This is a genomic window from Streptomyces sp. NPDC101227 (assembly GCF_044767545.1).
Lineage (GTDB): Bacteria > Actinomycetota > Actinomycetes > Streptomycetales > Streptomycetaceae > Streptomyces.
This window is the reverse complement of sequence record NZ_JBIWOD010000025.1, coordinates 37,598-64,195: the sequence shown is the minus strand read 5'-3', so window position 1 is coordinate 64,195 and position 26,598 is coordinate 37,598. Positions and strand designations below refer to the sequence as shown.

General features: G+C 68.9%; 22 protein-coding genes and 2 pseudogenes. 12 read left to right on the top strand and 12 right to left on the bottom strand.

The annotated features are described in order from the left end of the window. Window positions 1–111 precede the first annotated feature (111 nt). Window positions 112–1,320: a molybdopterin molybdotransferase MoeA gene (locus ACIRPT_RS37095; RefSeq protein WP_403835623.1), complete on the top strand. Its 1,209-nt coding sequence runs from the start codon at window positions 112–114 to the stop codon at window positions 1,318–1,320. A 494-nt stretch (window positions 1,321–1,814) separates the two neighbouring features. On the opposite strand, the gene ACIRPT_RS37090 is transcribed toward ACIRPT_RS37095, so the two are convergent. Continuing rightward, a complete protein-coding gene (locus tag ACIRPT_RS37090) occupies window positions 1,815–3,026 on the bottom strand; it encodes an acyltransferase family protein (protein ID WP_403835621.1) in 1,212 nt (403 codons plus the stop codon). 220 nt (window positions 3,027–3,246) lie between these two features. On the opposite strand from ACIRPT_RS37090, the gene ACIRPT_RS37085 reads away from it, so the two are divergent. Then, window positions 3,247–4,126 (top strand): IS5 family transposase gene (locus tag ACIRPT_RS37085; RefSeq protein ID WP_403835734.1). Its coding sequence is split into 2 segments (ribosomal slippage): window positions 3,247–3,918 and window positions 3,920–4,126, totalling 879 coding nucleotides; the frame shifts between segments, so codons are not numbered across the junction. A gap of 31 nt (window positions 4,127–4,157) precedes the next feature. Here the strand turns inward: ACIRPT_RS37085 and ACIRPT_RS37080 are convergent. Next, the gene (locus ACIRPT_RS37080; protein ID WP_403835619.1) at window positions 4,158–4,568 is read right to left on the bottom strand and encodes a RidA family protein; all 411 of its coding nucleotides are present in this window, start codon (window positions 4,566–4,568) and stop codon (window positions 4,158–4,160) included. A gap of 215 nt (window positions 4,569–4,783) precedes the next feature. Beyond that, the gene (locus tag ACIRPT_RS37075; RefSeq protein WP_403835616.1) at window positions 4,784–5,902 is read right to left on the bottom strand and encodes a PP2C family protein-serine/threonine phosphatase; all 1,119 of its coding nucleotides are present in this window, start codon (window positions 5,900–5,902) and stop codon (window positions 4,784–4,786) included. A 490-nt stretch (window positions 5,903–6,392) separates the two neighbouring features. On the opposite strand from ACIRPT_RS37075, the gene ACIRPT_RS37070 reads away from it, so the two are divergent. Next, complete coding sequence (locus tag ACIRPT_RS37070; RefSeq protein WP_403835613.1) at window positions 6,393–7,346, top strand: hypothetical protein; 954 nt, start codon at window positions 6,393–6,395, stop codon at window positions 7,344–7,346. Between the two features lie 191 nt (window positions 7,347–7,537). Here the strand turns inward: ACIRPT_RS37070 and ACIRPT_RS37065 are convergent. After that, window positions 7,538–8,022: pseudogene (locus tag ACIRPT_RS37065) on the bottom strand (IS5 family transposase); the annotation flags it as partial. A 209-nt stretch (window positions 8,023–8,231) separates the two neighbouring features. Here ACIRPT_RS37065 and ACIRPT_RS37060 point away from each other — a divergent pair. Continuing rightward, the gene (locus ACIRPT_RS37060; protein ID WP_403835611.1) at window positions 8,232–8,897 is read left to right on the top strand and encodes a nitroreductase; all 666 of its coding nucleotides are present in this window, start codon (window positions 8,232–8,234) and stop codon (window positions 8,895–8,897) included. A 31-nt stretch (window positions 8,898–8,928) separates the two neighbouring features. Here the strand turns inward: ACIRPT_RS37060 and ACIRPT_RS37055 are convergent, their stop codons facing one another. After that, window positions 8,929–10,149 carry an MFS transporter gene (locus ACIRPT_RS37055; RefSeq protein ID WP_403835609.1) on the bottom strand — a complete coding sequence of 407 codons (1,221 nt, stop codon included), beginning with the start codon at window positions 10,147–10,149 and terminating at the stop codon, window positions 8,929–8,931. A gap of 67 nt (window positions 10,150–10,216) precedes the next feature. Between ACIRPT_RS37055 and ACIRPT_RS37050 the strand changes: the two genes are divergently transcribed. Then, window positions 10,217–11,374 carry an ArsR/SmtB family transcription factor gene (locus ACIRPT_RS37050; protein WP_403835607.1) on the top strand — a complete coding sequence of 386 codons (1,158 nt, stop codon included), beginning with the start codon at window positions 10,217–10,219 and terminating at the stop codon, window positions 11,372–11,374. A gap of 58 nt (window positions 11,375–11,432) precedes the next feature. Here the strand turns inward: ACIRPT_RS37050 and ACIRPT_RS37045 are convergent. Together ACIRPT_RS37045 and ACIRPT_RS37040 are read right to left on the bottom strand one after the other, a co-directional pair. Continuing rightward, window positions 11,433–12,052: pseudogene (locus ACIRPT_RS37045) on the bottom strand (IS21 family transposase); the annotation flags it as partial. A gap of 70 nt (window positions 12,053–12,122) precedes the next feature. Further along, window positions 12,123–13,187, bottom strand: a complete 1,065-nt coding sequence (locus ACIRPT_RS37040; RefSeq protein WP_403835605.1) for a LacI family DNA-binding transcriptional regulator — start codon at window positions 13,185–13,187, stop codon at window positions 12,123–12,125. Between the two features lie 435 nt (window positions 13,188–13,622). Here ACIRPT_RS37040 and ACIRPT_RS37035 point away from each other — a divergent pair, with 435 nt between their 5' ends. The 4 genes from ACIRPT_RS37035 to ACIRPT_RS37020 are packed head-to-tail and all read left to right on the top strand — an operon-like array spanning window position 13,623 to window position 18,490. After that, window positions 13,623–14,927, top strand: a complete 1,305-nt coding sequence (locus ACIRPT_RS37035; protein WP_403835602.1) for an ABC transporter substrate-binding protein — start codon at window positions 13,623–13,625, stop codon at window positions 14,925–14,927. 18 nt (window positions 14,928–14,945) lie between these two features. Beyond that, window positions 14,946–15,962, top strand: coding sequence for a carbohydrate ABC transporter permease (locus ACIRPT_RS37030; RefSeq protein ID WP_403835600.1), 1,017 nt, complete (start codon window positions 14,946–14,948; stop codon window positions 15,960–15,962). Continuing rightward, entirely contained in the window at window positions 15,959–16,792 is an 834-nt protein-coding gene (locus tag ACIRPT_RS37025; protein ID WP_403835598.1) for a carbohydrate ABC transporter permease, read from the top strand. Before ACIRPT_RS37030 ends, ACIRPT_RS37025 begins: the two co-directional genes overlap by 4 nt. Window positions 16,793–16,849: 57 nt before the next feature. Continuing rightward, window positions 16,850–18,490, top strand: coding sequence for a glycoside hydrolase family 13 protein (locus ACIRPT_RS37020; protein ID WP_403835596.1), 1,641 nt, complete (start codon window positions 16,850–16,852; stop codon window positions 18,488–18,490). A 391-nt stretch (window positions 18,491–18,881) separates the two neighbouring features. Here ACIRPT_RS37020 and ACIRPT_RS37015 read toward each other — a convergent pair whose 3' ends face one another. Then, on the bottom strand, window positions 18,882–19,304 hold the full coding sequence (locus ACIRPT_RS37015) for an ATP-binding protein (RefSeq protein ID WP_403835593.1): 423 nt from the start codon (window positions 19,302–19,304) through the stop codon (window positions 18,882–18,884). A gap of 163 nt (window positions 19,305–19,467) precedes the next feature. Between ACIRPT_RS37015 and ACIRPT_RS37010 the strand changes: the two genes are divergently transcribed. The 3 genes from ACIRPT_RS37010 to ACIRPT_RS37000 all read left to right on the top strand — a co-directional run bounded on the left by ACIRPT_RS37010 (window position 19,468) and on the right by ACIRPT_RS37000 (window position 22,279). Then, window positions 19,468–20,235, top strand: coding sequence for an IclR family transcriptional regulator (locus ACIRPT_RS37010; protein WP_403835590.1), 768 nt, complete (start codon window positions 19,468–19,470; stop codon window positions 20,233–20,235). Window positions 20,236–20,272: 37 nt separating this feature from the next. Then, complete coding sequence (glpK, locus tag ACIRPT_RS37005; RefSeq protein ID WP_403835587.1) at window positions 20,273–21,787, top strand: glycerol kinase GlpK; 1,515 nt, start codon at window positions 20,273–20,275, stop codon at window positions 21,785–21,787. Window positions 21,788–21,925: 138 nt separating this feature from the next. Further along, on the top strand, window positions 21,926–22,279 hold the full coding sequence (locus ACIRPT_RS37000; protein ID WP_403835585.1) for a hypothetical protein: 354 nt from the start codon (window positions 21,926–21,928) through the stop codon (window positions 22,277–22,279). A gap of 95 nt (window positions 22,280–22,374) precedes the next feature. Here ACIRPT_RS37000 and ACIRPT_RS36995 read toward each other — a convergent pair whose 3' ends face one another. The 4 genes from ACIRPT_RS36995 to ACIRPT_RS36980 all read right to left on the bottom strand — a co-directional run bounded on the left by ACIRPT_RS36995 (window position 22,375) and on the right by ACIRPT_RS36980 (window position 26,596). Then, entirely contained in the window at window positions 22,375–23,274 is a 900-nt protein-coding gene (locus tag ACIRPT_RS36995) for a TauD/TfdA dioxygenase family protein (protein WP_403835584.1), read from the bottom strand. A gap of 111 nt (window positions 23,275–23,385) precedes the next feature. Continuing rightward, complete coding sequence (locus ACIRPT_RS36990) at window positions 23,386–24,741, bottom strand: LLM class flavin-dependent oxidoreductase (protein WP_403835582.1); 1,356 nt, start codon at window positions 24,739–24,741, stop codon at window positions 23,386–23,388. Window positions 24,742–24,782: 41 nt separating this feature from the next. Continuing rightward, a complete protein-coding gene (locus ACIRPT_RS36985) occupies window positions 24,783–25,748 on the bottom strand; it encodes an ABC transporter permease (RefSeq protein WP_403835580.1) in 966 nt (321 codons plus the stop codon). Next, window positions 25,745–26,596, bottom strand: coding sequence for an ABC transporter ATP-binding protein (locus tag ACIRPT_RS36980; RefSeq protein ID WP_403835578.1), 852 nt, complete (start codon window positions 26,594–26,596; stop codon window positions 25,745–25,747). The genes ACIRPT_RS36985 and ACIRPT_RS36980 overlap by 4 nt, the downstream gene beginning before the upstream one ends. Window positions 26,597–26,598: the final 2 nt, after the last annotated feature.

The window sequence follows — 26,598 nt, the reverse complement described above, 5'->3', positions numbered from 1 at the left end:
TGTTGTGGAGCGAAGGCTCACACACGAAAGGCATGGGCCGTGAGCGGACCGGAGCGCAACGGCAACCCACATAGCGGCGGCAGGTAACGCCCAGGACCGACAGTCGTGTTCATGCTCTCCGCGACCGCCACCCTGCCGCCCACCCACGTGCCGCCACAGCCGTCGGCGGTGTCCTGGGCGCAGGCCCGCGTCCTGGCACACGGCGCGGCGCAACCGTCCCCGGCCCGTACCGTGCCGCTGTGCGATGCCGCCGGGCTGACACTGGCCGGCGACCTGTGCACCCTGCGGCCGCTGCCGGCGTTCGACACGGCAGCCATGGACGGGTATGCCGTGGCGGGTCTCGGCCCCTGGCATGTGCGCGCGGCCCTACGGGCAGGCGGGGTCTGGGAGGACACACTCGACGCGGGCGAGTGTGTGGAGATTTCCACCGGGGCTCACGTACCGGCAGGAGCGTGCGCCGTGCTGCCTCTGGAATCAGCGGTGGCCGGCGACGACGGCAGGGTGGCCGGCCCCTTGCCGCCGCCGGGCCGGCACATCCGCAAGACCGGCGAGGACGCCCCGGCAGGACACTGCCTCGCCCCGGCAGGGACCAGAATCGGGCCCGCGCTGCTCGGCCTCGCCGCTTCCTGCGGCCACGACACCCTGGCGGTGGTCCCCCGCCCACGAGTCGGAGCGCTGGTCACCGGGGACGAACTGGACCCGGCAGGCCTCCCCCGCCCTGGGCGGGTACGTGACGCCCTCGGACCGGCCCTGCCGACTCTGATCTCCGAACTCGGCGGCGAGAGCTGCGGGGTGCGACACGTACCCGACCAGCCGACGCGACGGCTGGCCGCGGCCGTTCACGAGAGGCAAGACGTCGACGTCGTGGTGGTCACGGGCTCCACCTCCATCGGCACCACGGACCAGCTACGTCGTCTGCTCGACGACGCAGGAGCCCGTATGGTCGTCGACTCGGTCGCCTGCCGCCCCGGACACCCGATGCTGCTCGCCGAACTCGCCGACAACCGCTGGGTGGTAGGCCTGCCGGGAAATCCCTACGCGGCCCTGGTCGCCGCTCACACCCTGCTCGGCCCGTTGATCGCCGGCTTGTCCGGCCGTGCATCGGCTCCCCTGCCGCACGTCCCTGTGAGAGGGCGGGTACGGCCCGCCCCTGGGCCGACGCGCCTGGTACCCGTCACTTGGAACGGCTCCGAGGCCAGGATCGCCGATGGTCATGGCGCGGCATTCCTCCAAGGCGCCGGCGTCGGTGACGCACTCGCCGCCATCACTCCCGGCTGGACCGACGGCACCCCGGCACCCTTGATTTTGACACCTGGGTGATCCAAGCCGGTCACGACAGCTCCAGCCCCGGTGCACGAGGGGCCGAAGCCTTGGTGTTCCTCCACCAGGTCGCGCTCTCCGCTCATTGGGCCTGCCGCACTCTGAGGCGATGCGGGACAACGGCACACCGTCGGACATTCGGGTCACGCGCCAGGGTGGCCCGAATGAGGGCTGCGCGTGCGGAGAGGGCCACATCTCCTGGAGGTCCACCGAAGGGCGGGCCGCTGCCCTGTCGGCCGGCCCCGTGTGTGGCAGACACAAGGTCGGCGGACCATCGCGTCTGCGCCCGGTTCAGGCCGAGGCAGAGGGCGGCGGCCAGCCCGAGAAACGCCAGGTAGTTGCCTGAATTCCGCTCACAGCCGGGGTGCCGATTCCGCGCACGTCCACCCTCCCTTCGCGATGCGGTATGGGATCACAACGTCCCCACGTCGCGAACGGAAGGGAGGCTTGCGTCCGGTGGTCATCCGGTCGGCGCAAACTGTCCCAAGGTCGGATCACCAGACGGGCCGTCCAGTCTGTTGGTCCACGAGTTCGACGTCGGACTTACGTGTCTGACCGCTAAGGGAGCGTGAGGCCACGGTGTCAGCCGTGCCCTCACGCTCCCGTGCCAACGCGACCGCATCGCCCTGGAACGCCCAGGTCAGCTTCGGCTCCATCGCATAACGGAACACCCGCCGTACCGGCCGCGTGCACAGCAGCGTGATCAGCGTGACGGCCAGCACCGTCACCACGACCTCGCCGACCGGCGTGCGCACCCAGGGGAGAGTGTCGTACCAGCCGGACCAGCGTGCCATCTTGATCGCGAAACCGTGCAGCAGATAGCCGTACAGCGTGCCCGCGCCCAGCTTCGTGAACCACGTCTGCCGCCGTGGCACCAGGGCCAGGAAGCATACGGTGAGCACCATGGCGCAGCCGAACAGCGCGAGTTCCATGACCGGGGAGACCCACGCCGGCACGCCCAGGTCCTGTACGGCGTTGTTCTGCCGGAGCCATGCGACGTTCATGCGCGGCGCCGCCCAGTATGCGAAGACAACGGCGCCCAGCATCACCGGCGCTGCCGCGACGCGGATCGCGCGCTGCCGCAGCAGGTCGAAGTGGGCCGGCTTCAGGTGCAGTCCGAGGACGAAGAACGGCAGGAACTGCAGTACCCGCCTCATGGCGAAGTCGTTGCCGACCTGGGGTGAGGCCGCTGCGAGCACGGCGATGATCAGCGCCAGTGGAACGGGCCAACGCACGAGCTTCCAGATCGGGGTGGTCAGCCGCCAGATGAAGAGGGCTGCCAGGAACCAGTCCAGGTAATACGGGCTGGTGAGGCTGATCGGCTCGTTCGGGGTGTCGTGCACCCAGCGCTGGAAGTAGGCGTAGAGGACCTCGAACACCACGTACGGCACGGCGACACTGGTGATGAGCCGCTTGAGCTTGGCCGGGCTGAGGTCGAATCCGCGGGAGAAATAGCCGGAGATGAGGACGAACGCCGGTATGTGGAAGGTGTAGACGGTCATGTAGAGCGCCATGGCCGCCCGGCCGCCGTGGGTGAGCGGCTCCCACGTATGCCCCATGGCGACGAGGACGACCGCCAGGTACTTCGCGTTGTCGAAGAACGAATCTCTCCCGCCGGACTTGGGCTCGACGCGTGGGGCGGGACCCTGCTGCCCTTCGGGCGCCGGGTCCACAGTACGTATGAGGGGTAAGGCCGCGCGGAACATTTGAGGCACCCTAGCCGCACAGCTGTAATGGGTAAAACCGTCCACACGACTGATCCGTCGTCCGTCCGTCATGTCGGCGCAACGCCAGGCCCGTTCATACGTTCCGCCCGCTTGATGCCTCATCATCCGCCTCAATGGAGGCGTGTCGCGAGTCTCGACCATGCCCAGGGAGTGTCCGACGGGTCAGGTGACGGGCTTGCGAGCAGATCGTTCGCTTGGTGTGGGGCGGGGAGATCTATCAGATACGGAGTGGGCTCGGCTGCGGCCGCACCTTCCGAGGAATGTCGGTCGGGGCGGACGGTGGAAGAACCACCGCACCGTCATCAACGGCATCCTTTTCCGCCAGCGGACCGGCATCCCGTGGCGGGACTTACCCACGCGGTTCGGCGAGTGGAAGACCGTTCATGATCGACACCGGCGTTGGTCGGCGGACGGCACATGGGAGAAAGTCCTGCGGGCCGTTCAGAGCAACGCCGACGCGGACGGCAGGATCGACTGGAGTGTGGTGAGTATGGATTCCACGGTGTGCCGTGCCCATCAGCATGCCGCCGGGGCTCTCCATCGCCCAGCCCTGAAACCGGGTCGACGCGCTCGCCCTGCAGAGCATCGTCCGCACGAGGGGATCGGCCGTTCACGCGGCGGTCTCACGACGAAGATTCACCTGGCGAGCGAGGGCGGATGCCGTCCGCTGGCCATCCTGGTCACGCCCGGACAGTGGGGTGACGCGCCGCAGTTGATCCCGGTGCTGGACCGCATCCGTGTCCCGCGTCCTGCCGGCGGTCACCCGCGGACGCGTCCGGATCACATGTGCGGCGACAAGGCGTACAGCTCGCGCCGAAACCGCCACTACCTGCGGCGACGGCAAATCCGGCACACGATTCCCGAGCGCCGGGGACCAGCGAGCCAACCGTCGACGGCGCGGCAGCCGGGGCGGTCGCCCCGCTGGTTTCGACCGGGCACTGTATGCCCGCAGGAACGAAGTCGAGCGGACCCTCAACGCTCTCAAGGGCTTGCGCGCCGTGGCGACCCGGTACGACAAGAGAGCGTACGTCTTTCACGGAACGATCACCCTCGCCGCGATCCGGCTGTGGGTTCGTTGATGGTCCGCCGCACAGTTCTTAGCCCCTCACTTCACCGGACGAGCCCGATGGCTTCAATCTCGATCATCCACTCGGGGTCGGCGAGTGAGGAGACCTCTACGAACGACTCGGCAAGGTGGGGCTCGTTGGGGAAATGTTCCGCGCGCAGCTTGGCGAAGATGCCCTGCCGTGCAATGTCGGTGACGAACACGGTCGCCTTGACCACGTCGGCGAGGCTGGAGCCCGCGTTCGTCAATACCGTCGATAGGTTCGCGAGCGCCTGGCGGGCCTGCGCCTCGAAGTCCCCGGCGCCGACCGTGGCCCCCTGGGCATCGATCGGGGCCTGGCCCGAGGTGAAGACCAGATTCCCGACGCGGATACCGAGCGATATGCCGGCCGACTCGTACCAGTCGGGCTCCGCGGAGACGCGTACACGCTCAGCGGCGGGCGGTGTAATGGACATGGTGCTGACACTCCTTCAAAACTGCTTGTGTATAGCCGAGCGGCGGCAGTCGCCGGCTCGATGGTGATCCATGCAGGACAGCCACGGAATGCCGTGATCCATTCCCGCGGGCCCGTGGCGTCGCATCTGGGCCAGATCGAGTGTGAGCGCGCGGTGACGGTTGTCCAAGTACACGAGGGCGCGCCACACCTCGGACAGGATTCATCGGACAGGCCCTAAGCCCGTTCGCCGGTGCAGCCACTGCCTCGGGTGACCGCGAGCAGCGCCATGTCGTCGGTGATACGGCCGCCGGAGTGGCGTCGCACCTCGGTGAGGAGGGCGTCAAGCAGCCCGTCCGGCCCGGGAAAGGCGCGTCCGGCCAGCCCGGCCGCGGGGTCGTAGAAGTCCCCCGCGCGGTTGCGCGCCTCGCTCAGGCCATCGGTGTACAGCAGGAGCGTCGCTCCCGCGGGGAAGGGCAGGGTGTCGGTCCGGTCCCGGGCGGTGCCCAGCTCCGCCAGCCCCAACGGGAGGGCCGGCTCGGACGGTTCCGCGCTGCGGACGTTGCCGGCGTGCAGTACCAACGGCGCCGGGTGACCGCGGTTGACCAGCCGCAGTTCACCCCCGCAGTGCGGGATCTCGACGAGCACGCCGGTGACGAACCCCTCGGTCCGCTCGGGCCCCGCCCGCCGCGCTCTCTCCCGCAGCAGCGCCCGCTCCAGCCTGGCGGCGACCCCGACGAGCGTGGGTTCCTCCTCGGCAGCCTCCCGGAACGCCCCCATGGCCACGTCCACCACCTTGACGGCATCCATGCCCTTGCCCCGTACATCGCCGATCAGGCAACGTACGCCGTACGGGGTGTCCTGTGCGCTGTACAGGTCGCCACCGATCTGTGCGTCCTTCACGGCCGACCGGTAGCGGACGGCGATCCGCAGGGACCCGATCGAAGCCGGCAGCTGTGGCAGCACGGCCCGCTGCACGGCCAGAGCGATGCGGCGGACGGCCTCCAGCCGCACATTGCTGTAGTACATGAGACGGTTGACGACGACGGCGAGGGCCGAGACGGTCGCTACCGCCGCCAGCTCACTCCGGCCCCCAGAGGCCCCTATAAGACCGAAGTGGGTCAGCAACGCGATGTCGGCGGCGCAGGCACCGAGGCCCGCCAGGACCGTCGCGCGCAGCGACAGCAGCGCGGCGGCGGTCATCGGCGCGGCCGCATAGAAGGCTTCCGCACTGACATGCGGAGAAGTGCGGTAGTCGAGGACCGCACCTCCGACCAGCAGGATGACGGGCAGCAGCTGAAGGTGGCGCAGACACCAGCGTCCGACGGCGGTGTGCCCCACGCTCAGTGCCCTCACGTACCCGCTCCCGCTCTGTCGCGCTGTACCCACGCTCAAGCATCCTCGGGCCGGGTTTCGGCTGCCAGTCGTACAGCGGCCGTACCGGTATGCCGTCTCGCTGCAGGTGGCGGCACCGGGGATCCCCGGGGCAGCGGCATGCCCCCTGGGACGCGCCGGCGCAGCATCTTGCGGGACAGCGCCAACCATTCCCCCGGCAGTTCGCCGAACGAGACGGCGCCCCTGTCCCAGATGGTCTCGCCGCCTGACGATGAGGTCCAGGCGCCCCGTCGCCACGGCTCATCCGGCTGCGCGGCGCTCGCCCTTGCACCGTCTCGGCTCTCGCGGGGCGTGCCTCCTCCCAGGTGCCGTTGCCGAGTTGAACTCCGGGCGCGCAATCGGCTGAAAAGTACCGCGTCATATGACGCTCCCATCGGGAGATACGAACGCGATTATCATCTCAGCGTAATCAAGGAGTCACGTGGGGTGGAAACAGGCATTCGATCAGGCGATGGCAGAGCTGCAGGAGACACGTGAACAGCTCAAACGTATCGATGACCCGACACTCGGGTTGCCCGCGCTGCACGGGGAACTCACACAGAGCCGCCTGAAAATCCAGGAAGCCATTCAGATGGGCGTCACCGGACTGCGAGAGGAAAACCGGGAACTACGCCGCCGCCAGGACCGGATGATCAGCGACCTCAACGAAACCCGGGCCGACTTCCGGGAGCTTCTGGACCTCGCTGACACCCTGCGCGCCGCCACCGCACCCCACACCGGGCCCCACCCCCCAAGCGACACACCGGAAGACCTTCCGGAAACGGCCCACCCCCAGCCCGCCGAGGATTCACGGAGACCAGCCGGCCACGATCCTGGGCCCGCACCCGACGAAACACCATCGGTCCAACACACCGAGCCCGACATCAACCAGCAGGGGGAGAGCATGGAAGGCACCGACCAGCAACCGCAGCCCAAGCCCGGAGACGACAACCAGAACCTCGCCCTCAAGAACGCGATCGAGGCCGCCTACCACGGCGTTCAACCTCCTGCGCAGCCGTCCACCGCGGCGCAACATGCCCCCTCGAGCGAGCCAGAGGACGTGAAGGTCGTGCACGGGGTCCTGCTGCTGAAGGCAGCCGGTGTCGCCTCCGCCGAGCTTGTCGCGCACCGTGACACCTGGGAGTGGCTATCCGCCCTGGCGGTCGGCCACGCTCACTTCCGCACCCCGCCCGCCGTCGAAGACGTCAAGGAAGGCCGCATTCAGACCGTGCTGTCCGGGCGCGCGCTCATCGCCCTCCTGATCGAGCTGTGGAATACCCGCCACGACGCCACACCACTGGAAGCCGACTGGGCGCTGGCGACGACCGCCTACAACCGTGTCTCGATCGAGCTCGCCGGCGTACGTGGCCAGGGCGAAACGATCCGCATCGTCCTGGACGACGGCCTCCCCCACAGCGACGACTGAAGGGCACACGCGGGCGGAGCACCCTGGAGGCCGCCCGAACCGATGCGGGCGGCCTCCATGCGTTGTGGTTTCTGCCGGAGTCCAATCGACGCGGTGGGCAGGGTTGTTCACGCAGCCACGACTCAGTGGGGCGAGCAGGGGATGCCGGCTTGGGCAGCTGGGCCACGGTGCACTAGGCAGTGTCCTGGCGATCACGAGCGGAGCCAGATGTTAAATGCGGCTGCGGAAACGGTGCCGGAGTAGACGTAGCCGCGCTTGTCGGACCTGGTCGCAACCGCGCGGCAGGCCTTCAGTTTGTTGATCGCTCGTTCGACGGTGTTGCGCTTCTTGTGGCGGTCCTTGTCGAAACCGGGCGGCCGACCGCCGGCACTGCCGCGTCTGACGCGGTTGGTGGCCTGGTCGGCCCTCTCCGGAGTGCCGTGCCGAATGCCGCGTCTGCGCAGATAACTGCGTGTTCGGCGGTTGCTGTAGCCCTTGTCCGCGCTGACGCGGTCCGGCTTGTGCGTGGCCTGCCGCAGGTCAGCCTCGGAACACGGATCTTGTCCATGACCGACTCGCATTGGGTACAGTCGGCTCCCTGCCCGGGCGTGATGACCAGCGAGAGCACTCGGCAGCGGCCATCTGCACCCAGGTGAATCTTGGTGGTGAACCCGCCGCGCGAGCGACCGAGCGCCTCACCTCCCGCACCACCTCCGCCAGACGGTCGATCAGTTCCGCCCGAGAAGCGGCGCTTGCCGCTCCCACTGGGCATCTGCCAGGTCACTCCTACTCGCCATAGTCAGCCAACGTCTGACTGGTCGTCGGAATGTCGTCCAACCCCCGGCGGTGATCGATGCTGACCGCTGAATACGGTGTGGGGCCCGGTTGACTGAAAGGACGCGAGGCGTGGACGTGTATGAGGCCGTGGACAGTCGCCGGGCCGTGCGGGCGTTCAGCGATGAGTCGGTGTCCAAGGAGGTGCTCGAACGAGTGCTGAACGCAGCGACGCGGGCTCCGTCGAGCGGGAACCTCCAACCGTGGCATCTGTATGTCGTGACCGGCGAGCCCTTGGCCGAACTGAAGAAGCACACGACCGGCAGAGCATTGGCAGGAGACCCGGGTGACGAGCGGGAGTATCCGATGTACCCGGCCGAACTGACCTCGCCGTATCTGGACCGCTTCTCCGCTGCTGCAGCTCAGCGGTACGAAGCGCTGGGGATTGAGCGCGACGACCCCGACCGGCCCCAGAAGATCGCTGCCTTGAACTCGGGGGCGTTCGGGGCGCCGGTCGTCTTGTTCTGCTACCTCGACCGAACGATGGGGCCCGGACAGTGGGGTGACGCAGGAATGTACTTGCAGACGGTCATGCTGCTGCTGAGGGCGGAAGGGCTGCACAGCTGCCCTCAAGTGATGTGGACCATGTACCGCAAGACCGTCAGCCGAACCGTCGGAGCCGGTGACGATCTCGTGCTGTTCTGCGGCATCTCAGTGGGATTTGAGAAGGAAGGCGTGCCACGGCTGCGTACCGGGCGGGCGGACATGACGGAAATGGTGAGCTTCGTCGGAGCGTGACCGCTGACGGCCGAGATCGCCAGGACACTGCCTAGTCTTTGGCGGCTGGCTCCGACAGGAAGCCGGGGCGTGTACCGGGGACGGCCGACTGTCGTTCCTCGTGCCTGCCCAGCGCCGCGAGAGTCAGGGTCGCTGTGACCGATGTGGCCGCCATCAGTGTCATCGCCGAAGCCGGGGAGGTCAGTTGGGCCAGTGTGCCCGCGAGGAGGGCGCCGATGCCTTGGAAGGCGGCCATGCCGGTGGCGTGCAGCCCGAGGGCCTGGCCCGCGAGGTCGTCGGGGGTGAGCGACATCAGGCGTTCCTGGAGGACCAGGCTCGCGGCGAAGCCGACGGAGGCGAGGGTGACTGCCACGGCCGACAGCGCCACTCCCGGCTGCAGGACGAAGAACAGGTAGGGCACCGCCAGCAGCAGGCGCAGCGGCGTCGCGAGGCGGGGACGCAGGACGGGCGGTACGAGACGGCCCACGGCCAAGTCGCCCGCGAACATCCCGAGCGCGCCGAAGGCGTAGAGCATGCCGGCGGCTTCTGAGGCGTAGGAGACGTACAGCGAATCGCTGCCGACGATGAGGCCGTTGGGGACCCACAGGCCCAGGTACGTCAGGCGGCGGTGGCGTGAGGACCACAGGAGGGCGTTGGCGCGCCAGGTCGCCGCGAGGGACGGCCGGCCGGCGGAGCGCGGTGGACGGGCCGTGAGCCCGAGGCGGGTGACGAGGGCGGATAGCACGTACAGCGCCGCCGCGAGGAGCAGGCAAGTCCGCGGGGAGAGGAACGCAAGGAGCGCGCCGCCCGTCGCGAAACCCGCCATTTGCGTCAGGCCCCAGAGCATGTTGAACACCGAACGGCCCAGGACATAGCCGTCCTTGGTCAGGATCTCGTTCAACAGGCCCCCGCGCACCCCGCCTCCCAGCGACGCAACCAGGCCCTGTAGGAGCACGACGGCGAAGACCGCCCAAACCGGCAGACCGGGTAGCGCGAGGACCGCCGTGGCGGCCGCGAAGGAGAGGGCTAGGGCGGACAGGACTGCGCGCGGGGGCAATCGGTCGGCGCCCGAGAGCAGGAACGCGCCGCCCAGCAACTGTGCCAGTTGCGGTCCGAACATACTCACCGCCGACAGGAACGGGGAGCCGGTGGCCCGGAAGACCAGTGTGGCGAGGGCCAGTCCGCCGATCGTCTGCGCCGCGGCGAAAGCGGCGAAGGAAAGCAGGAACGGGGTGAACTCCGCCGTGCGGAACAGGGATCTATAGCTGCGCATGATCCGGAGTCTCCGAGCGTCCCGGGGGCGTGTGTACTGTTTCGGCGACACGCGAAAGGTTGTCCGGATGGGCTTGTGGCAGATCGACACCGACACCCTGGCCCGCAGCCGGTTCGTGCTCTCGCCGTTCGCCGAGGCCTTCGCGGGCCTGAGACTGCTGTACGCGGGGACCGGGGCCCATCCGGGCGAGGATGCCTGGTTGCGCGCGCATCTGCCTGGCTACCGTGCACACCTCGCGGCCGACCCGGCTGCCGCGCCGCTCGTGCAGGCGGCCATCGGCACTTCCTGGATCGCCGACTTCTTCTGCCCTACCTCCTGTGTCGGAGAGAGCTTCGAGGAGACCGCGGCCCGGGTGCGGACGGCCGATGCCGGGGAGGCACGGGCCAACCTCCGGGTGTCCCTGCAGGGACCACTCCCCTCCGTCTTGGAGCGGGACGACCTGCCCGAGCGGGCGACCGCGCTCCTGACGTACGTCTGGGAGGAGACCGTCCGGCCGGACTGGGAGCGCCGGCGGCGCGTCATGGAGGCCGACATCGCCGCGCGGACCGCACGAGTCAATCAGGGGGGCTGGGCGGCCGTCCTCGACTCGCTGAAGCCGGGGATGCGGTGGCTCGGGGAGAGCCGCTTCCAGGTCAACCACAACGCCTATCCGCCGCGGGAACTCGCCGCCGGGGCCCAGCTGCTCTTCATGCCGGTCACGCCAAGGACCAGTTGGGTTTCGTGGGAGGGACGGGAGCGGTACGCAGTCGTCTACCCGTGTCTCGGGGTGCTCTCCGAGGACCATGACCGGCGCCCCGTCCCGGCCGGGCTCGGGGCGCTCATCGGGACCGCGCGGGCCGGGTTACTGACGCTGCTCGGGACGCCCATGAGCACGACCCAGCTGGTCGCCTTGACCGGGCGGGCGCTGGGTTCGGTGGGCGGGCATCTGCGTGTGCTGCTCGATGCGGGGGTGGTAGAGCGGCGGCGGGCAGGGCGGTCGGTGCTGTACGTCCGGACGGCGGCAGGGGAAGTGCTCTTGAACGCATCCGGATCCGGTACCGGTGATCAGGGGCCGGAACCGGGGATCCACCGGGTGTCCGACACATCACGAACTCAGGGCGGAGAGCGCCTGCATACGGCCGGGGGAACACCTGACACATCACCCGGTCTGGGGCTGGTGACACGCTCGTTAATGGCACCCCAAGGTGCACCACATGGAGCAGATTCAGTGAGACGTGGTGAGTAAAGCTGCAGGCTCAGGCAGATCGGATATCTCGTGCCTGGTCTCGCCAGTCTCAACGAGACTGGATTGCGCAGTGGCCGATCACCTCGCCATGCGTGCCGTGGGACTTCGCCCGGCGCAACGGCACCCAGGCGTTGGAAGCGGAGTCCAGTTCCTCGATGGACGAGAAGGACCGCCCGGCGCGACGTGGCGGCGGACCACGGTCTTGGTGCGGTCGTGGACGATCGACATCGGAACCCCGCCGAAGTGGGCGAACGCCTGCCGGTGGCAGTCGAAGAAGGTGGCCAGGTCCTGGCTGGTGGTGAAGCAGCAGAACGGACCAGGCGAGTAGGGCAAGGCCATGTGGGACGAGTAGACCTTCGGAATGCCGACATGGGCGAGGATCTGCTCCTCGTCGCCCATGTCGGCTTGGGCCTGCGCTCCGGGCACGCCCCCGAGCCTGCGGTGCAGACCGGCCAACTCGCCCGGACTGATGCCCAGCTCCTTCGCGATCCGCAGCCGGGCCTCCTGCATAGAGAGCTTCACCCGCTGGCAGATGCCGGTGAAGCCGTGCTCGGCCACCAGCCGCTCGTGAACCACGGCCCCCTTGATCAGAATCTCGGACCGCAGCATCGCACCGATCAGCGGTGCGACCTCATTCACCTTCCGCCGACGGCCATGTCCGGGCGCAGCCCGGCGAGGCGAGCGACGTCGCCGGGCAGGCCCGAGCCGTCGGTGCGGCGTGGTGAAGGTGCCGGGATCGGCGGGGCGTTCAGGCCCCCGGCTCTCCCGCCCCGCTGCCCGTCTCTTCGCCGCCGGGCAGCGGGACCGTGCTGCCCCGGGGGATCAGCCGGGTGGGCAGGACGATGTGCTGCCCCGGGTCGGCGTCCGGGTCGTCGAGGAGGGACCGGGCCAGTTCGCCGACGGCGCGGCCGATGTCCTCAGGGGACTGGGCAATCGTGGTGAGGTCGGCCCATTCGGCGATCGGATGGTCGTCGAAGCCGAGGACGGAGATCCGTTCCGGTACGTCGATGCGGGACTTGCGCAGCGTCCGGATGACGGAGGCGGCGAGCTCGTCCTGCTCGGCGAAGATCGCCGTGGGCGCGTCCCGCAGGCTCAGCAGCTCACCGATGGCTTCCGCGATGCTGCGCTTGTCGGCGACGGGGGCGGCGACCACGAGCTCGTCGTCCAGGGGGACACCCGCCTCGGTGAGCGCCTGCTGGTAGCCGATGAGCCGTTCGTTGGAGCTGAAGGCGAAACCGCTGGCGCCGATCGTCTGGAAGAAGGCGATACGGCGGTGCCCGAGATTGAGCAGATGCTGGGTGCCGCGGCGTGCGCCCTCCACATCGTCGACATACACGCTCGGGCATCCCTCGGCGTGCTGGCTGACGTAGATCACCGGCATCTGGAGGTCGTCCAGCCGCGCGGTCTCCTCCTCGGTGAGGTCGAAGGAGAAGACCAGCAGTGCGTCGGCATTCCGGCGGGCCGGCAGCCGCTCGAAGAAGTCGGCGCGCTCAGGCATGTCCGGGGTGATGTAGACGAGCAGGTCCATGCCCGCCGCTCGCAGTTGCGGCCCGAGGGTGGATACCACCGAGCCGATGAACCAGGAATTGAGCGTCGGCGTGAGTACCGCGACCACCCCGGTCTTGCCGGTGACGAGGCTGGCGGCCTGCCGGGAGACCGCGAAGTTCAGCTCGCGGGCGGCCTGTTCGACGCGCGCACGGACTTCGGCCGAAACCGTGGACAGGCCGCGCAGCGTGCGCGAGACGGTGGAAGCGGAGACCCCGGCCCGCTCGGCGACGTCGGCCATCGTGGGGTGCCGTTGAGCTGGAGGCATGAGCGGACGGTAGCACAGCGAGCACAGACGCTAGGCGATGGATGACAGCGCTGTCATTACGGTGGGAGGCGGGATTCATGGGGTCGTTCCTGGTGAAAGCTGCAGGGTGCACGCGAATGGCCTGCGGATTACCGCGACGTAACGCATTGACTTCCCCTACGTGGACTCCTAGCTTGAAAGCGCTGTCACGGAGAGGTCGAAGCAAATCGTTCGGAGCGAACCTCTGACGCTTTGACCTGCGATTTCATCATGCTTGATGAGGGCGGCAGCGCAGTCACGGCGCATCTGCCGTGTTTTCATGTCCCTCTCTCGCCTTCCCGTCATATTTCCCTCGATGTCGCCCGGCCTGCTCCCCGCTGCCGTGGTGACCGGCTCGTCGCTTCGTGCCGCTCGGCCCGGAGCGACGAGCCGTACCGCTCGACCAGGAGAGACAGAGTGAAGACCAGGACCACAAGAGCGCTGAGCGCGGGTGCGGCTCTCGCCGGGCTGGCGTCCGTCGCGGCCTGCGGCGGCAGCGGCGCCGTCACCGCGGCGGGCGGCACGCCCTCCTTCGACGGGCGCGGCCCCATCACCTACGCCGCCGGCAAGGACGCCAGCGGTGTCATCCAGTCCGTGCTCGACCGCTGGAACAAGCTGCACCCGAAGGAGAAGGTCACCTTCATCCAGCTGCCGACGGACCCCGACGCCCAGCGTCAGCAGATGATCCAGAACGCGCAGACGAAGTCCGATGCCTATACGGTGCTGTCCCTCGACGCCGTGTGGACCTCGGAGTTCGCCGCGCACCGATGGGTCGACCGGTTGCCGGAGGGTCGCTTTCCGCTGCGGCAGATGCTGAAACCGATCGTGGAGACCGGCGAGTACCGCGGTGGCCTGTACGCCGTCCCGATGAGCTCGGACGGCGGGATGCTCTACTACCGGACCGATCTGCTCGAAAAGGCCGGTATCGCCGAGCCGCCGGTCACCTGGTCGCAGCTGAAGGCGGACTGCGCCAAGGTGAAGAGGCTGCCCGAGGCGAAGGGCGTGTCGTGTTACGCCGGGCAGTTCCAGAAGTACGAGGGCCTGACGGTCAACTTCGCGGAGGCGGTGAACTCCGCCGGCGGCGTCGTCACCGACCCCAAGGGCCGACCGCACGTGGACAGCCCGCAGGCGAAGCAGGGCCTGGACTTCCTGGTCGACTCCTTCCGGGACGGCACGATCCCCAAGGACGCCCTCACCTACCAGGAGGAGGACGGCCGCCGCGCCTTCCAGGCCGGGAAGCTCGTCTTCCTGAGGAACTGGCCGTACATGTACTCCCTGACGTCCAAGAAGGACGGCTCCAGCAAGGTCGCCGGCAAGTTCACCACCGCGCCGCTGCCCGGCCTCGACGGCCCCGGCACCTCCAGCCTCGGCGGCCACAACCTGGCCCTGTCGGCCTCGGCGGAGAACAAGGCCACCGCGATCGACTTCATGAAGTTCTTCGCCGGCCAGGAGATCCAGCGGTTCACGCTGTCCCGCGCGCCGGGTGCACCGACCTACCACGCGCTCTACGACGACCCGAAGCTGATCAAGCAGTACCCCTACCTCCCGACCCTCAAGAAGTCGGTCCTGCGCGCCGTGCCGCGGCCCCGGGTGTTCCAGTACGGCGATGTCACCGCGGCGGTCCAGCGGGAGGGCTATGCCGCCCTGACCGGCGCCAAGAGCAGCGCGCAGGCGCTGAAGGACCTCCAGAGGACCCTTCGGCAGCAGCCCGCGACGGACTGAGGAGACGAGGAGTACGCCATGGCGACCACACACACCACGGCAGCGCCCCGGGCCCCGCTGTCCGTACCGGCCAGACCCCCGGGACGACGGCGCAAGGCCACCTCCGGGTCCGGACGGCTCGCTGCCCTGCTGATTTCCCCGACACTGCTGGTGCTGACGATCGTGGTCCTCTACCCGACGATCGTGGCCCTCAAGGACTCGCTGTTCGGCACCCCCGGACTCGACCCGAAGACCGGATTCGTCCGGGACACCGATCCGTTCGTGGGAGTCGAGAACTACACCGCGATCTTCGGCGAGGCGAGCGCCCGGTTCTGGAACGCGTTCTGGAACACCACCTTCCTCACCGTCACCACGGTCGCCCTGGAAGCGGTCATCGGAGTGGCGATGGCGCTGGTCATGCACCGCGCGTTCCAGGGCCGGGCCCTGGTCCGGGCCGGCATCCTGGTGCCGTGGGCGGTACCCACCGCCGTCAGCGGTCTGCTCTGGCGGTGGATCTTCAACAGCGACGGCATCGCCAACGCCGTCACCGGCCAGCATGTGCTGTGGACGACCGAGGGCTTCCACGCCAAGGTCGCCGTCATCATCGCCGACGTATGGAAGACCGCGCCGTTCATCGGGCTGCTCGTGCTGGCCGGACTCCAGGTGATCGACAAGGCGGTCTACGAGGCGGCCAAGCTCGACGGGGCGAGTGCGTTCCGCCAGTTCTGGCACATCACCCTGCCCCTGGTGAAGCCCGCCCTGCTGGTGGCCGTGCTCTTCCGGACGCTCGACGCGCTGCGCATGTTCGACCTGCCGTACATCCTCATCGGTGCGCAGAAGACCTCCGTGGAGACGCTGTCGATGCTCGCCCAGGACCAGGCCGCGAACGTACGGTTCGGGCCCGCCGCGGCCTATGCGGTGATCCTCTTCGTCTATGTCTTCCTGATAGCGCTGGCCTTCGTCCGGCTGCTCGGCGCCAATGTCGTCGGGGACGCCGACGCGGCCCCCAAGCAAGGCCGGCGGCGCTTGCGCCGGCATACGGAGGTGGCGGCATGACGAACTCGCTGAACTGGCGCAAGTGGCTGCTGTACGCGGGAGTCGCCCTGGTCGTCGCCTACTGCCTCGCACCGTTCTACTGGATGCTGGTCTCCAGCTTCCGCCGTACGTCGGACATCTTCGACAACTCGCTGATCCCCACCCGGATCTCCTTCGAGAACTACCTCGCGGTCCTCGACCCCTCCCAGTCCTTCACCCGCGCCCTGCTCAACAGCGTCGTCGTGGCGGGCATCACCACCGTCCTGGCACTGATCCTCGCCACTTTCACCGCTTATGCGATGGCGCGGCTGGAGTTCCGGCTCAAGCGGCTGGTGCTCACCCTGATCATCGCCACCTCGATGTTCCCGGTGGTGTCGATCGTGGTCCCGCTGCTGAAGATGTTCGTCGACTTCGGCTGGATCAACAGCTACCAGGCGATGATCGTGCCCGGCATGTCCTTCACCCTGCCGCTCGCGGTGTGGAACCTCACCGCGTTCTTCCGGCAGATGCCCGACGAGCTGGAACATGCGGCCATGGTCGACGGCTGCAGCCGCGGCCAGGCCTTCCGCAAGGTCATCATCCCGCTGGCCGCGCCCGGCATCTTCACCACCGCGATCATCACCTTCATCGCGTCCTGGAACGAGTTCCTGATCGCCCTGTCGATGACGAACAAGGCGGAGATGCAGACCGCACCCGTGGCGATCTCCAAGTTCTCCGGGGCCACCCAGTTCGAGACGCCGTTCGGCAGCCAGATGGCTGCCGGGGTCCTCGTCACCGTCCCGCTCGTGATCATGGTGCTGATCTTCCAGCGCCGGATCGTCGCCGGCCTCACCGCCGGCGCGGCGAAGTAGCCCGCCCACCCTCCGTACCGCTGACCGCACACTCTTCCCCAAGGAGTACGCCCGACCATGCCCAGCACCGCACCCTGGTGGCGCAGCGCCGTCATCTACCAGGTCTACATCCGCAGCTTCGCCGACGGGAACGGCGACGGGATCGGTGACATCGCAGGCATCCGCTCCCGCCTCCCCTACCTCAAGTCGCTTGGTGTCGACGCCATCTGGATCAACCCGTGGTACAAGTCGCCGATGGCCGACCACGGATACGACGTGGCGGACTTCCGGGAGATCGATCCGCTCTTCGGCAGCGTCGCGGAGGCCGAAGCGCTCATCGAGGAGGCGCATCGGTACGGCATCCGCGTCATCCCCGACATCGTGCCCAACCACACCTCCGACCAGCACGCATGGTTCCAGGCCGCGCTGGCTGCCGGACCCGGCAGCCCGGAGCGCGAGCGCTATGTCTTCCGGGACGGACGCGGCCCCGACGGTGCCGAGCCGCCCAACGACTGGAAGTCCTGCTTCGGCGGCCCGGCGTGGAAGCGGCTGCCCGACGGTCAGTGGTACCTGCATCTCTTCGCCCCCGAGCAGCCGGATCTCAACTGGAAGAACCCCGAAGTACGCACCGAGTTCGAGGACATCCTGCGCTTCTGGTTCAGCCGGGGCGTCGACGGCTTCCGCATCGACGTGGCGCACGGCCTGATCAAGCACCCCGAACTCCCTGACCTGCCGGTCCTCCCGGAATCCGACTCCCCGGAGGCCCAGGCTCCGGTCGACCACCCGCACTGGGACCGCGACGAGGTGCATGAGATCTACCGCTCATGGCGCCGGGTGGCCGACGAGTTCCCCGGCGACCGCAAGTTCGTCGCCGAGGCATGGGCGCCCAACCCCGAGCGGCTCGCCCGCTACGTACGCCGGGACGGCCTGCACACCGCCTTCAACTTCGATTTCCTGATGACCAGTTGGGACCCCAAGGCGCTGCGCGAGGTCATCGACAGTTCGCTCGCCTCCCTCGGCTCCGTCGGCGCACCCGCCACCTGGGTGCTCTCCAACCACGACGTCGTACGCCACCCCAGCCGCTTCGGCCGCACGGTGGTCAGGAGGTGGACCGCCAACACGCCCTACCGACCCGAAGGCCCTCTCGACCTCCCACTCGGCATCCGGCGTGCCCGCGCCGCCGCCCTGCTGATGCTCTCCCTCCCCGGCGGCGCATACGTGTACCAGGGCGAGGAACTCGGCCTCCCGGAGGTCGAGGACCTGCCCGAGGACGTGTTGCAGGACCCCATCTGGGAGCGCTCGGGACACACCGACCCGGGCCGGGACGGCTGCCGTGTCCCGATCCCGTGGTCCGGGCAGAAGCCACCGTTCGGCTTCAGCCCCGACGGCGCCACCGGTACGCCCTGGCTGCCCCAGCCGGCTGACTGGCACACCCTCAGCGTCGAGGCACAGACCGGCGACGAGACCTCCATGCTGGAGCTCTACCGTCGTGCCCTGCACCTGCGCCGGGACCATGCCGCCCTCGGCGACTCCCGCCTGACCTGGCTGGACACCCCGGCCGGAGTACTCGCCTTCACCCGCGATCCGGGCTTCGCCTGCGTCGTCAACCTCTCCTCCGAGCCGTACCACATCCCGGAGCACGAGACGGTACTGCTGGCCAGCGGTCGCATCGAGGACGGCCAACTGGGGGCGGACGAGGCGGTCTGGCTGGCGCTGTAACGGCGTAACAGCGCCAACCACCACCGTGGGCGATCGACCGCTCCAGCCGGCCGGTCGCCCACGGAGCCGGCACTCGCGTACAACACCCACCTCTGTGCGTACAGCGCTCGGCGGCGCAACGTCACCATGCGGGCCGCGTCCTGCAACGACAGCGCTCCGGCCACCTTGGATGCGGCGATTCCGCCCTCCGAATGACCCACCACCGCGATCGGCTCCACGCGGAGGCGTCGACACCGGAGCTCTCAAGGCCGCGTTGCACTGGGAGTAGGGTCCGCCGTCGACCCCGAAGGGAACGTGAACTCCGTGCGTCCGGGACGGCGCCCGTTGGGGACGCCGCCCGCACGCGCTTCGTGGGGCACGCGTTGCCCCGGGCCGGCCGGGGCCTACCGGCTCACGCTGCGAGGAGTTCCGCCCACCGTGTGATACCGCCCGCATGGACCCGCGTGCCGCACTCGGCCGACAGGGCGGTGACGATACCGAGTCCGCGGCCGCGCTCACCCGCGCAGGGCTCGACCACCGGCCGGCCGCCCGCCGCCGCAGGCCCCGCGTCGGTGACTTCGACCCGCAGGGCGTTACGCCCGTCGACGGTCAGCGAAAGCCGCAGCACCGCCGGCGGCAGGGCGTGGACGACCGCGTTGGTGATCAGCTCCGAGATCACGAGGAGCGCCTCCTCGGCGAGGTCCGGGGCCAGGTTCCAGTCCGCCAGGACCGTACGCGCCCGTCGGCGTACGACCGAGACAGCCTCGGGGATGTGCGGCAGCGGAAAGACATATTCGACCGCCTGCCGAACCACCGCATCAAGCCGTGCCGTCATGCTGCCTCCTCCGAGGCCCCCTACCGGCTGGACGCCGGGCTTGAGAGGGACGCTAGGAGGGATGGCGGAGGCGGTCAATGAACGCCGGTCGGCATTACCGAACGCCAGCCTGCGGGAAGCCATCCGTACCGGCAGATGCCGACCGCGGGACTACCATTGCCTCATGGCCGGCCCGGTCCAGTCGATCGAGCGGGCGGCGGCAATCCTGCGTCTGCTCGCCAGTGGGCCCCGTCGGCTTGGGCTGGGTGAGGTGGCCGCGTCGCTCGGATTGGCGAAGGGCACCACCCACGGCATTCTGCGCACCCTCCAGAACCTCGACTTCGTCGAGCAGGACCCGGCGACCGGAAAGTACCAGCTCGGGGCCGCGCTGTTGCACTTGGGCACCAGCTACCTCGACGTGAACGAGCTGCGATCCCGGTCCATCAACTGGGCCGACGCCCTGGCCGCTCGCAGCGGGGAGGCGGTGCGCCTGGGCGCGCCCCTGGAGGGCCAGGTGCTCATCGTCCACCACGTCTTCCGCCCCGACGACACCCTGCAGACCCTGGACGTGGGCGCGCTGCTGCCCCTGCATGCCTCCTCGCTCGGCAAGGTGCTGCTGGCCTTCGGCAGTGTGCCCCTGGAGCCGGCGGTGGAGGCCGGACTGGAGGCGTACACCCGGCACACCCTGGTCGCCCCGGAGCGCCTCACCCGGGCGCTCACCGAGGTCCGTGAGCTGGGGTGGGCTGCCGAAGTACAAGAGATGATCACGGACGAGGCCGGCATCGCCGCGCCGATACGGGGCCACGGTGGCCTCGTGGTGGGGGCCATCGGCCTCTCCGGCACGGTCGAGCGGATCTGCGACTCCAAAGGGGTTCCACAGCCGACCCTGGTGACCCAGGTCCGCCACGCGGCCCGGGCGATATCCAGAGATCTGGGGGCCGCCCGCTGGTGAACCCGCCGCCCTTGTGCACCGCAACGGAAGGCTGATCATGGTTGAACGGTATGTGATGTCCATCGACCAGGGCACCACCTCCACCCGATGCATCCTGTTCGACCACCAGGGGCGGCTGGTGTCGGTCGCCCAGCGGGAGCACCACCAGCACTTCCCCCAGCCCGGGTGGGTCGAGCACGATGCCGTCGAGATCTGGCACACGCTCCAGCGCGTGGTCCCACAGGCGCTCTCCGACGCCGGTGTCGCCCCCGATGAGGTCGCCGCCATCGGGATCGCCAACCAGCGCGAGACGACCGTGCTGTGGGACCGGCGTACGGGCACCCCGCTGGGCAGGGCGATCGTCTGGCAGGACACCCGTACGGCCCCGATGGTCGAGGAGCTCAGAAGCCGGCCGGGGGACGAGTTCTTCCTCCGGCGCTGCTGCCTGCCCCCTTCCACGTACTTCTCCGCCCCCCGGATCAGCTGGCTGTTCGACCACATCGACGGGCTGCGGCAGCGCGCCGAGGACGGCGAGGTGCTGTTCGGCACGATGGAGAGCTGGCTGATCTGGAACCTCACCGGCGGGCCGGCCGGCGGTATGCACCTCACCGACGTCACCAACGCCAGCCGCACCATGCTCATGAACATCAGCACCCTCGACTGGGACGAGGAACTGCTGAAGTTCTTCGGGGTCCCCCGCCCGATGCTCCCGGAGATCCGCTCCTCGGCCGAGACCTACGGCGCCGCCCGTTCCGTCCTTCCGGGCGTGCCTATCACCGCGGCACTCGGTGACCAGCAGGCGGCGCTGTTCGGACAGACCTGCTTCGCCCGAGGCGAGGCGAAGTGCACCTACGGAACGGGCAGTTTCCTGCTGCTCAACACCGGCACCGACCTCGTAAGATCCCGGCACGGGCTGCTCACGACCGTCGCCTACAAGATCGAGGACCAGCCCGCGGTCTACGCACTCGAAGGCCCGATCGCCGTCACCGGCGCGCTGGTCCAGTGGTTCCGCGACCGGCTGGGGCTGATCAGCACCGCTCCCGAGATCGAGACCCTCGCACGCGCTGTCGAGGACAACGGCGGCTGCTACATCGTCCCGGCGTTCTCCGGCCTGTACGCGCCGTACTGGCGCAGCGACGCCCGCGGCGTCATCGTCGGGCTCACCTCGTACATCACCAAGGAGCATCTGGCCCGAGCCGTGCTGGAGGCCACCGGCTGGCAGACCCGGGAGGTGGTCGACGCCATGAACGCCGACTCCTCGCTCGCCCTCAAGGTGCTCAAGGTGGACGGCGGCATGACGTCCGACAACCTGCTCATGCAGTTCCTGGCCGATGTGCTCGACGTGCCCGTGGTGCGCCCCATGGCCGTCGAGACGGTCTCGCTGGGCGCCGCCTACGCCGCCGGGCTCGCCGCCGGTTACTGGCCCGACCTGGAGGTTCTGCGCCGCAACTGGCACCGGGCCGCCCAGTGGCTGCCGGACATGGACCCCCATCGGCGGCAGTCGGAGTACGAGAACTGGAAGCGGGCGGTCGAGCGCTCGCTCGGCTGGATCGCGCCGCCGAACCCGACCTGACGGCTGATCTCCCCGACTCGGGGCGCGAGCGAACCGGTCACCGGCGGGCCATACCGGCCGGCGTTCCCGCAAGGGCATGAACTGCAGCCGTTCGGAGCCATCGCGGTCGCTCCAACGCCCGGTTGACTTCGTTCGGAGATGACGCTGGACAACTATGGTGTCCGCGAGGAGAACTGGCGCGAGGCGCTGAATCCGCACAGGACCAGGACCAACGGCTTGCCAGCGCACCGGCAGAGTTCGCCCAGTCGGAGTCACCACGCTCTGTCGGCCGAGGCGGCGGCAGCCCTGGCCGCGGACCCTGAACGGCGCCGGTGGAACCAACGATCGGTCAGCTCCGCTCAGATGGCGAGGGAATACGGCGTCACCGACATCGACGACAGACAGCCGGACAGCCGGCTGGACCGCCTCGGCGGCGCCGGCGGACCGTGTGGAGGGGCCTGCCTGCACGCCGAAGGGATTGGTGCTCAGGTACGCCCGGTGCCGGGGTCGTAGGAGCGGTGGAGCGCCGGCGTGCCCGCTCCAGGGCCCCCTGGAGGTGCCCCAGGAGGCCCTGGAAACGGGACTTCGCGGTCGACGGACCGTCGGTGTCAGGCCGCAGCAGGGGTGTAGTGCCCGGCGTCACCGCCTTCGAGGGCGCGACTGGCGGTGCCGTCGATGCCCACCGGAGCGTCACCGGCGACGGTCACCCGGTGCAGCAGGCGCGGCAGGTCGCCGTAGTCGTCGGGGGCGTAGTGCTGGGTGCTGCGATTGTCGAAGAGGACGAGGTCACCCGGTGTCCAGGCCACCCGGACGATGTTCTCCGGCCGCGTCACATACGACTGGAAGATACGTAGCAGGTCCCGGGACTCCGAGGGGCCGAGGCCCTCGATGGTCTGCGCGAATCCGCCGATGAAGAGACCGCGCTCCCCCGTCTCGGGGTGCACCCGTACCACCGGGTGGGCTGTGCGGTAGGTGCGCGAGACGAACCGCTTGCGGTGCTCGGCCGCCTTGTCGTTCTTCGGGGCGGCGTAGTCGTAGTCGTTGGTGTGCACCGCCCACAGCCTGTCCGCCAGCTCGCGCAGCGGCTCCGGCAGGTCCTGGTAGGCAGCGGCCGAGTTGGCGATCAGCGTGTTGCCGCCATAGGGCGGGACGACGATGCTGCGCAGGGTCGACACCTTCGGGGGTGTGCGGACGAAGGTGACGTCGGTGTGCCAGTGGTTGGCGCGGATGCCCTCGTCCCCGTCGACGGGCAGGATGTGGGGCTGCCCGTCCACGGACGGGACGGTGGGGTGGGCGGTGGTGAGTTCGCCGAAGAGGGAGGCGAAGCGCAGCTGCCCCGCGTCGCCCAGCTGCTGGCCGCGGAAGACCAGCGCCTTGTGTTCCAGCAGAGACGCGTTGATCTCGGCGACGATCGCCGGGTCGAGGTCGACGGAGAGGTCGACGCCGACGATCTCGGCGCCTATGCGCCCGCCGATCCGGCGGATGTCGAAGCCTGTGCTGGTGCTCATGTGCGGTTCCTTTCGGGTGGTTCGGTACTTTCAGGAGCAGGATTTGTGCGGTTCAGGAGGCAGGGTTTCGGCGGTTTCAGGAGCTGATGGGCAAGGAGGTGCCGAGGCTGGTCATGCCGGCTGTCCCTCGGCGGTGGCGGAGGAAGCGAGCCGGCCTTCGGGGCGGGGCAGGCCGTAGTGATCCCGCAGGGTGCGGCCGGTGTACTCGGTGCGGAACAGGCCCCGGTCCTGGAGGATCGGCACGACGTGGTCGACGAAGTCCTCCAGGCCGCCCGGCAGCTGCGGCGGCATGATGTTGAAGCCGTCGGCGGCTCCCTGCGTGAACCACTCTTCGAGCTGGTCGGCGATCTGCTCCGGCGTCCCGGCGACGACCCGGTGACCGCGCCCGCCGCCGAGGCGCGCGATGAGCTCGCGCAGGGTCAGCCCGTCGCGCCGGGCGAGTGCGGCGACCAGCGTGAAGCGGCTCTTGTTGCCGTTGATGTCCCGCTCCTCGGGGAGATCGGGCAGCGGCCCGTCCAGCGGCAACCCGGTCAGGTCGGTGCCGAGCATTCCCGACAACTGGGCGAGTCCGTACTCCGGCACCTGGAGGTCGGTCAGCTCCTGCTCAAGGGCGCGGGCCTCCGCCTCCGTCGAGCCGATGACCGGGCAGATCCCGGGCAGGATCTTGAGGTCGTCCTCGGAACGTCCGTAGCGGGCGAGGCGGTTCTTCACGTCCTTGTAGAAGGCCTGCCCGTCGGCGAGGGTCTGCTGTGCGGTGAACACGGCCTCGGCGTACTGGGCGGCGAACTCCTTGCCGTCCTCGGACGAACCGGCCTGCACCAGCAGCGGGTAACCCTGCGGGCTGCGCGGCACGTTCAGCGGGCCCCGTACGGCGAAGTGCTCGCCGCGGTGGTCGACGGGCCGCACCTTGTCGGGGTCCGCGTAGATCCCGTGCTCGCGGTCGAGCAGGACCGCATCGTCCTCCCAGCTGTCCCAGAGCTTGGTGGCGACGTCCACGAATTCCCGGGCCCGGTCGTAGCGCAGGCCGTGTTCGAGGTGTTCGTCCTGCCCGAAGTTGCGGGCCTCGTCGACCGTGCCGGAGGTCACGATGTTCCAGCCGGCGCGCCCGTCGCTGATGTGGTCGAGGGAAGCGAACTTCCGGGCGGTGTGAAAGGGCTCGTTGAAGGTGGTGGAGACGGTGGCGATCAGGCCGATGCGCTCGGTCACCGTCGCCAGAGCGGACAGCAGTGTGAGCGGTTCGAAGCCGCCGAGCGCGTTGTGTTCGACCTTGCCCCATAGGGCCAGGCCGTCGGCGAAGAAGATCGAGTCGAGCTTGCCGCGTTCGGCGGTCTGCGCGAGGTGCTGGAAGTAGCGCCGGTCGGTGATGCGTTCGGGCTGGGTACGCGGATGCCGCCAGGCGGCGTCGTGGTGGCCGGCGTTCATCAGGAAGGCATTGAGATGAAGGCGGCGGGGGCTCTCTGCGGGCATGGAAGGTCCTCCTGGTTCCTTGCGCGGGGCGGATACGGACGTCAGCCCGTCACGGCGACACGCCAGGAGCTGAGCCGCTTCTCCACGGCCACCAGCAGCTGGTTGAAGGCCACGCCGATGACGGAGATCGTGACGATTCCCGCATACATCTGTGGAATGGCGAAGTTGTACTGGGACGCGTTGATCAGATAGCCGAGACCGGCCTTGGCGCCGATCATCTCGGCGGCGACCAGGACGACGATGGACACCGCCCCGGCCAGCCGGATCCCGGTGAAGATCGTCGGCACTGAGGCGGGCAGGATCACCTTCTGGAACAGCCGCGGGGCGGACAGGTCCATGGACTTCGCCAGCCTCAGCAGGGTGGGGTCGACGGTGCGTACCGCGCTGATGGTGTTGAACAGGATCGGCCATGCGCACGCGTACACCACGATGGAGATCTTCGATGTCTCACCGATGCCGAGGAGCAGCACGAACACCGGCAGCAGGGCCAGGGCGGCGGTGTTGAGAAAGACCTGGAGCAACGGGTTGAGGAGATCGGCGACGGGCCGGTACCAGCCGATGAGCAGGCCCAGCGGTACGGACACACCGACGGCTATGCCGAACCCGCTGAACGAACGCACCAGGCTCGCCTGTGCGTTGTCGGCGAGCTGACCATTGGCCACCAGTTCCCACCAGGCCTCGGCTACCTCGCTGAACGGCGGCAGGAAGGTCCGGTCCACCAGGCCGAAGCGGGGCGCCAGCTCCCACGCGAGCAGCAGGGCGACGATCGCCGCGGACTTGGTGGCGCCGGTCAGTACCGCACGCAGGATGCGGGGCAGTACGGGCGGCCGGTGTAGCCGTGACCTGCTCAGCGCGGTCGGCAGGACGGTCCCGGGCGCCTCGGCGGATGCCGATGGCGTGGCGGTCGACGCCGACGCCCTACCGGTAGTCGGCGTGGAGAGCTCCTCCGGGGTCTTGGGCCCCTCCAGGGCCGTGCGGCGAGTGTGTGAACCGCTTGCGAGGCTCATACCGGCGCCTCCTCCTTCTCCAGCAGTTGGGCCCTGGTCACCTCGTCGTGCAGCAGCGTCCAGATCTCGTGTCGGTACCGTGCGAACTCGGGGCTGGACCGTAGGTCGTCCGTCTCCGTGCGGGAGTCGAAGCCGATCGGCACCGTCTGCTTGATGCGACCCGGCCTGGAGGTCATGACGGCCACCCGCTGGCCCAGGTAGACGGCCTCCTCGATGCCATGCGTGATGAAGACGACGGTCTTTCCGGTGCGCTCCCAGATGCGCAGCAGCTCGTCCTGGAGCGACTCCCTGGTCTGGGCGTCCAGTGCGGCGAACGGCTCGTCCATCAGCAGGACGTCGGGGTCGTAGGCGAGAGAGCGGGCGATGGCCACGCGCTGGCGCATGCCACCCGACAGCTCGTGCGGGTGGCGGTTCTCGAATCCGGAGAGCCCGACCAGGTCCAGGTACTCGCGGGCACGTGCCGCGCGCTCACGTCGTGGGACGCCGGTCGCCTCCAGGCCGAACTCGACGTTGCCCAGGGCGGTGCGCCAGGGCAGCAGGGCGTACTGCTGGAAGACGATGCCGCGGTCCAGGCCGGGCCCGGTCACCGGTGTCCCGTCCAGGAGAATCCGTCCGGTGGTCGGCCGGGCGAGCCCGCCCAGCAGGTCCAGAAGCGTGGACTTACCGCAGCCACTGGGGCCGACCACGACGACGAACTCCCCGGTGCCGATCCGCAGGTCGACTCCGTCCAGAGCGGTGAACTCGCCGTCGCCGTACGCTGATTCGGGGCTCTGGGCCCGCCCCTTCTTGGCAGGAAAGGTCTTGCGCACCCGCTCGAACTCGATCTTGGGCGTGATGGATCCTGACATGG

Excerpts from the sequence above, each read along its gene's own strand:
- ACIRPT_RS37095 (WP_403835623.1), top strand. The coding sequence starts at position 112 with ATGCTCTCCGCGACCGCCACCCTGCCGCCCACCCACGTGCCGCCACAG.
- ACIRPT_RS37090 (WP_403835621.1), bottom strand. The coding sequence starts at position 3,026 with ATGTTCCGCGCGGCCTTACCCCTCATACGTACTGTGGACCCGGCGCCC.
- ACIRPT_RS37080 (WP_403835619.1), bottom strand. The coding sequence starts at position 4,568 with ATGTCCATTACACCGCCCGCCGCTGAGCGTGTACGCGTCTCCGCGGAG.
- ACIRPT_RS37070 (WP_403835613.1), top strand. The coding sequence starts at position 6,393 with ATGGCAGAGCTGCAGGAGACACGTGAACAGCTCAAACGTATCGATGAC.
- ACIRPT_RS37055 (WP_403835609.1), bottom strand. The coding sequence starts at position 10,149 with ATGCGCAGCTATAGATCCCTGTTCCGCACGGCGGAGTTCACCCCGTTC.
- ACIRPT_RS37050 (WP_403835607.1), top strand. The coding sequence starts at position 10,217 with ATGGGCTTGTGGCAGATCGACACCGACACCCTGGCCCGCAGCCGGTTC.
- ACIRPT_RS37040 (WP_403835605.1), bottom strand. The coding sequence starts at position 13,187 with ATGCCTCCAGCTCAACGGCACCCCACGATGGCCGACGTCGCCGAGCGG.
- ACIRPT_RS37030 (WP_403835600.1), top strand. The coding sequence starts at position 14,946 with ATGGCGACCACACACACCACGGCAGCGCCCCGGGCCCCGCTGTCCGTA.
- ACIRPT_RS37025 (WP_403835598.1), top strand. The coding sequence starts at position 15,959 with ATGACGAACTCGCTGAACTGGCGCAAGTGGCTGCTGTACGCGGGAGTC.
- ACIRPT_RS37020 (WP_403835596.1), top strand. The coding sequence starts at position 16,850 with ATGCCCAGCACCGCACCCTGGTGGCGCAGCGCCGTCATCTACCAGGTC.
- ACIRPT_RS37015 (WP_403835593.1), bottom strand. The coding sequence starts at position 19,304 with ATGACGGCACGGCTTGATGCGGTGGTTCGGCAGGCGGTCGAATATGTC.
- ACIRPT_RS37010 (WP_403835590.1), top strand. The coding sequence starts at position 19,468 with ATGGCCGGCCCGGTCCAGTCGATCGAGCGGGCGGCGGCAATCCTGCGT.
- glpK (WP_403835587.1), top strand. The coding sequence starts at position 20,273 with ATGGTTGAACGGTATGTGATGTCCATCGACCAGGGCACCACCTCCACC.
- ACIRPT_RS37000 (WP_403835585.1), top strand. The coding sequence starts at position 21,926 with ATGACGCTGGACAACTATGGTGTCCGCGAGGAGAACTGGCGCGAGGCG.
- ACIRPT_RS36995 (WP_403835584.1), bottom strand. The coding sequence starts at position 23,274 with ATGAGCACCAGCACAGGCTTCGACATCCGCCGGATCGGCGGGCGCATA.
- ACIRPT_RS36990 (WP_403835582.1), bottom strand. The coding sequence starts at position 24,741 with ATGCCCGCAGAGAGCCCCCGCCGCCTTCATCTCAATGCCTTCCTGATG.
- ACIRPT_RS36985 (WP_403835580.1), bottom strand. The coding sequence starts at position 25,748 with ATGAGCCTCGCAAGCGGTTCACACACTCGCCGCACGGCCCTGGAGGGG.
- ACIRPT_RS36980 (WP_403835578.1), bottom strand. The coding sequence starts at position 26,596 with ATGTCAGGATCCATCACGCCCAAGATCGAGTTCGAGCGGGTGCGCAAG.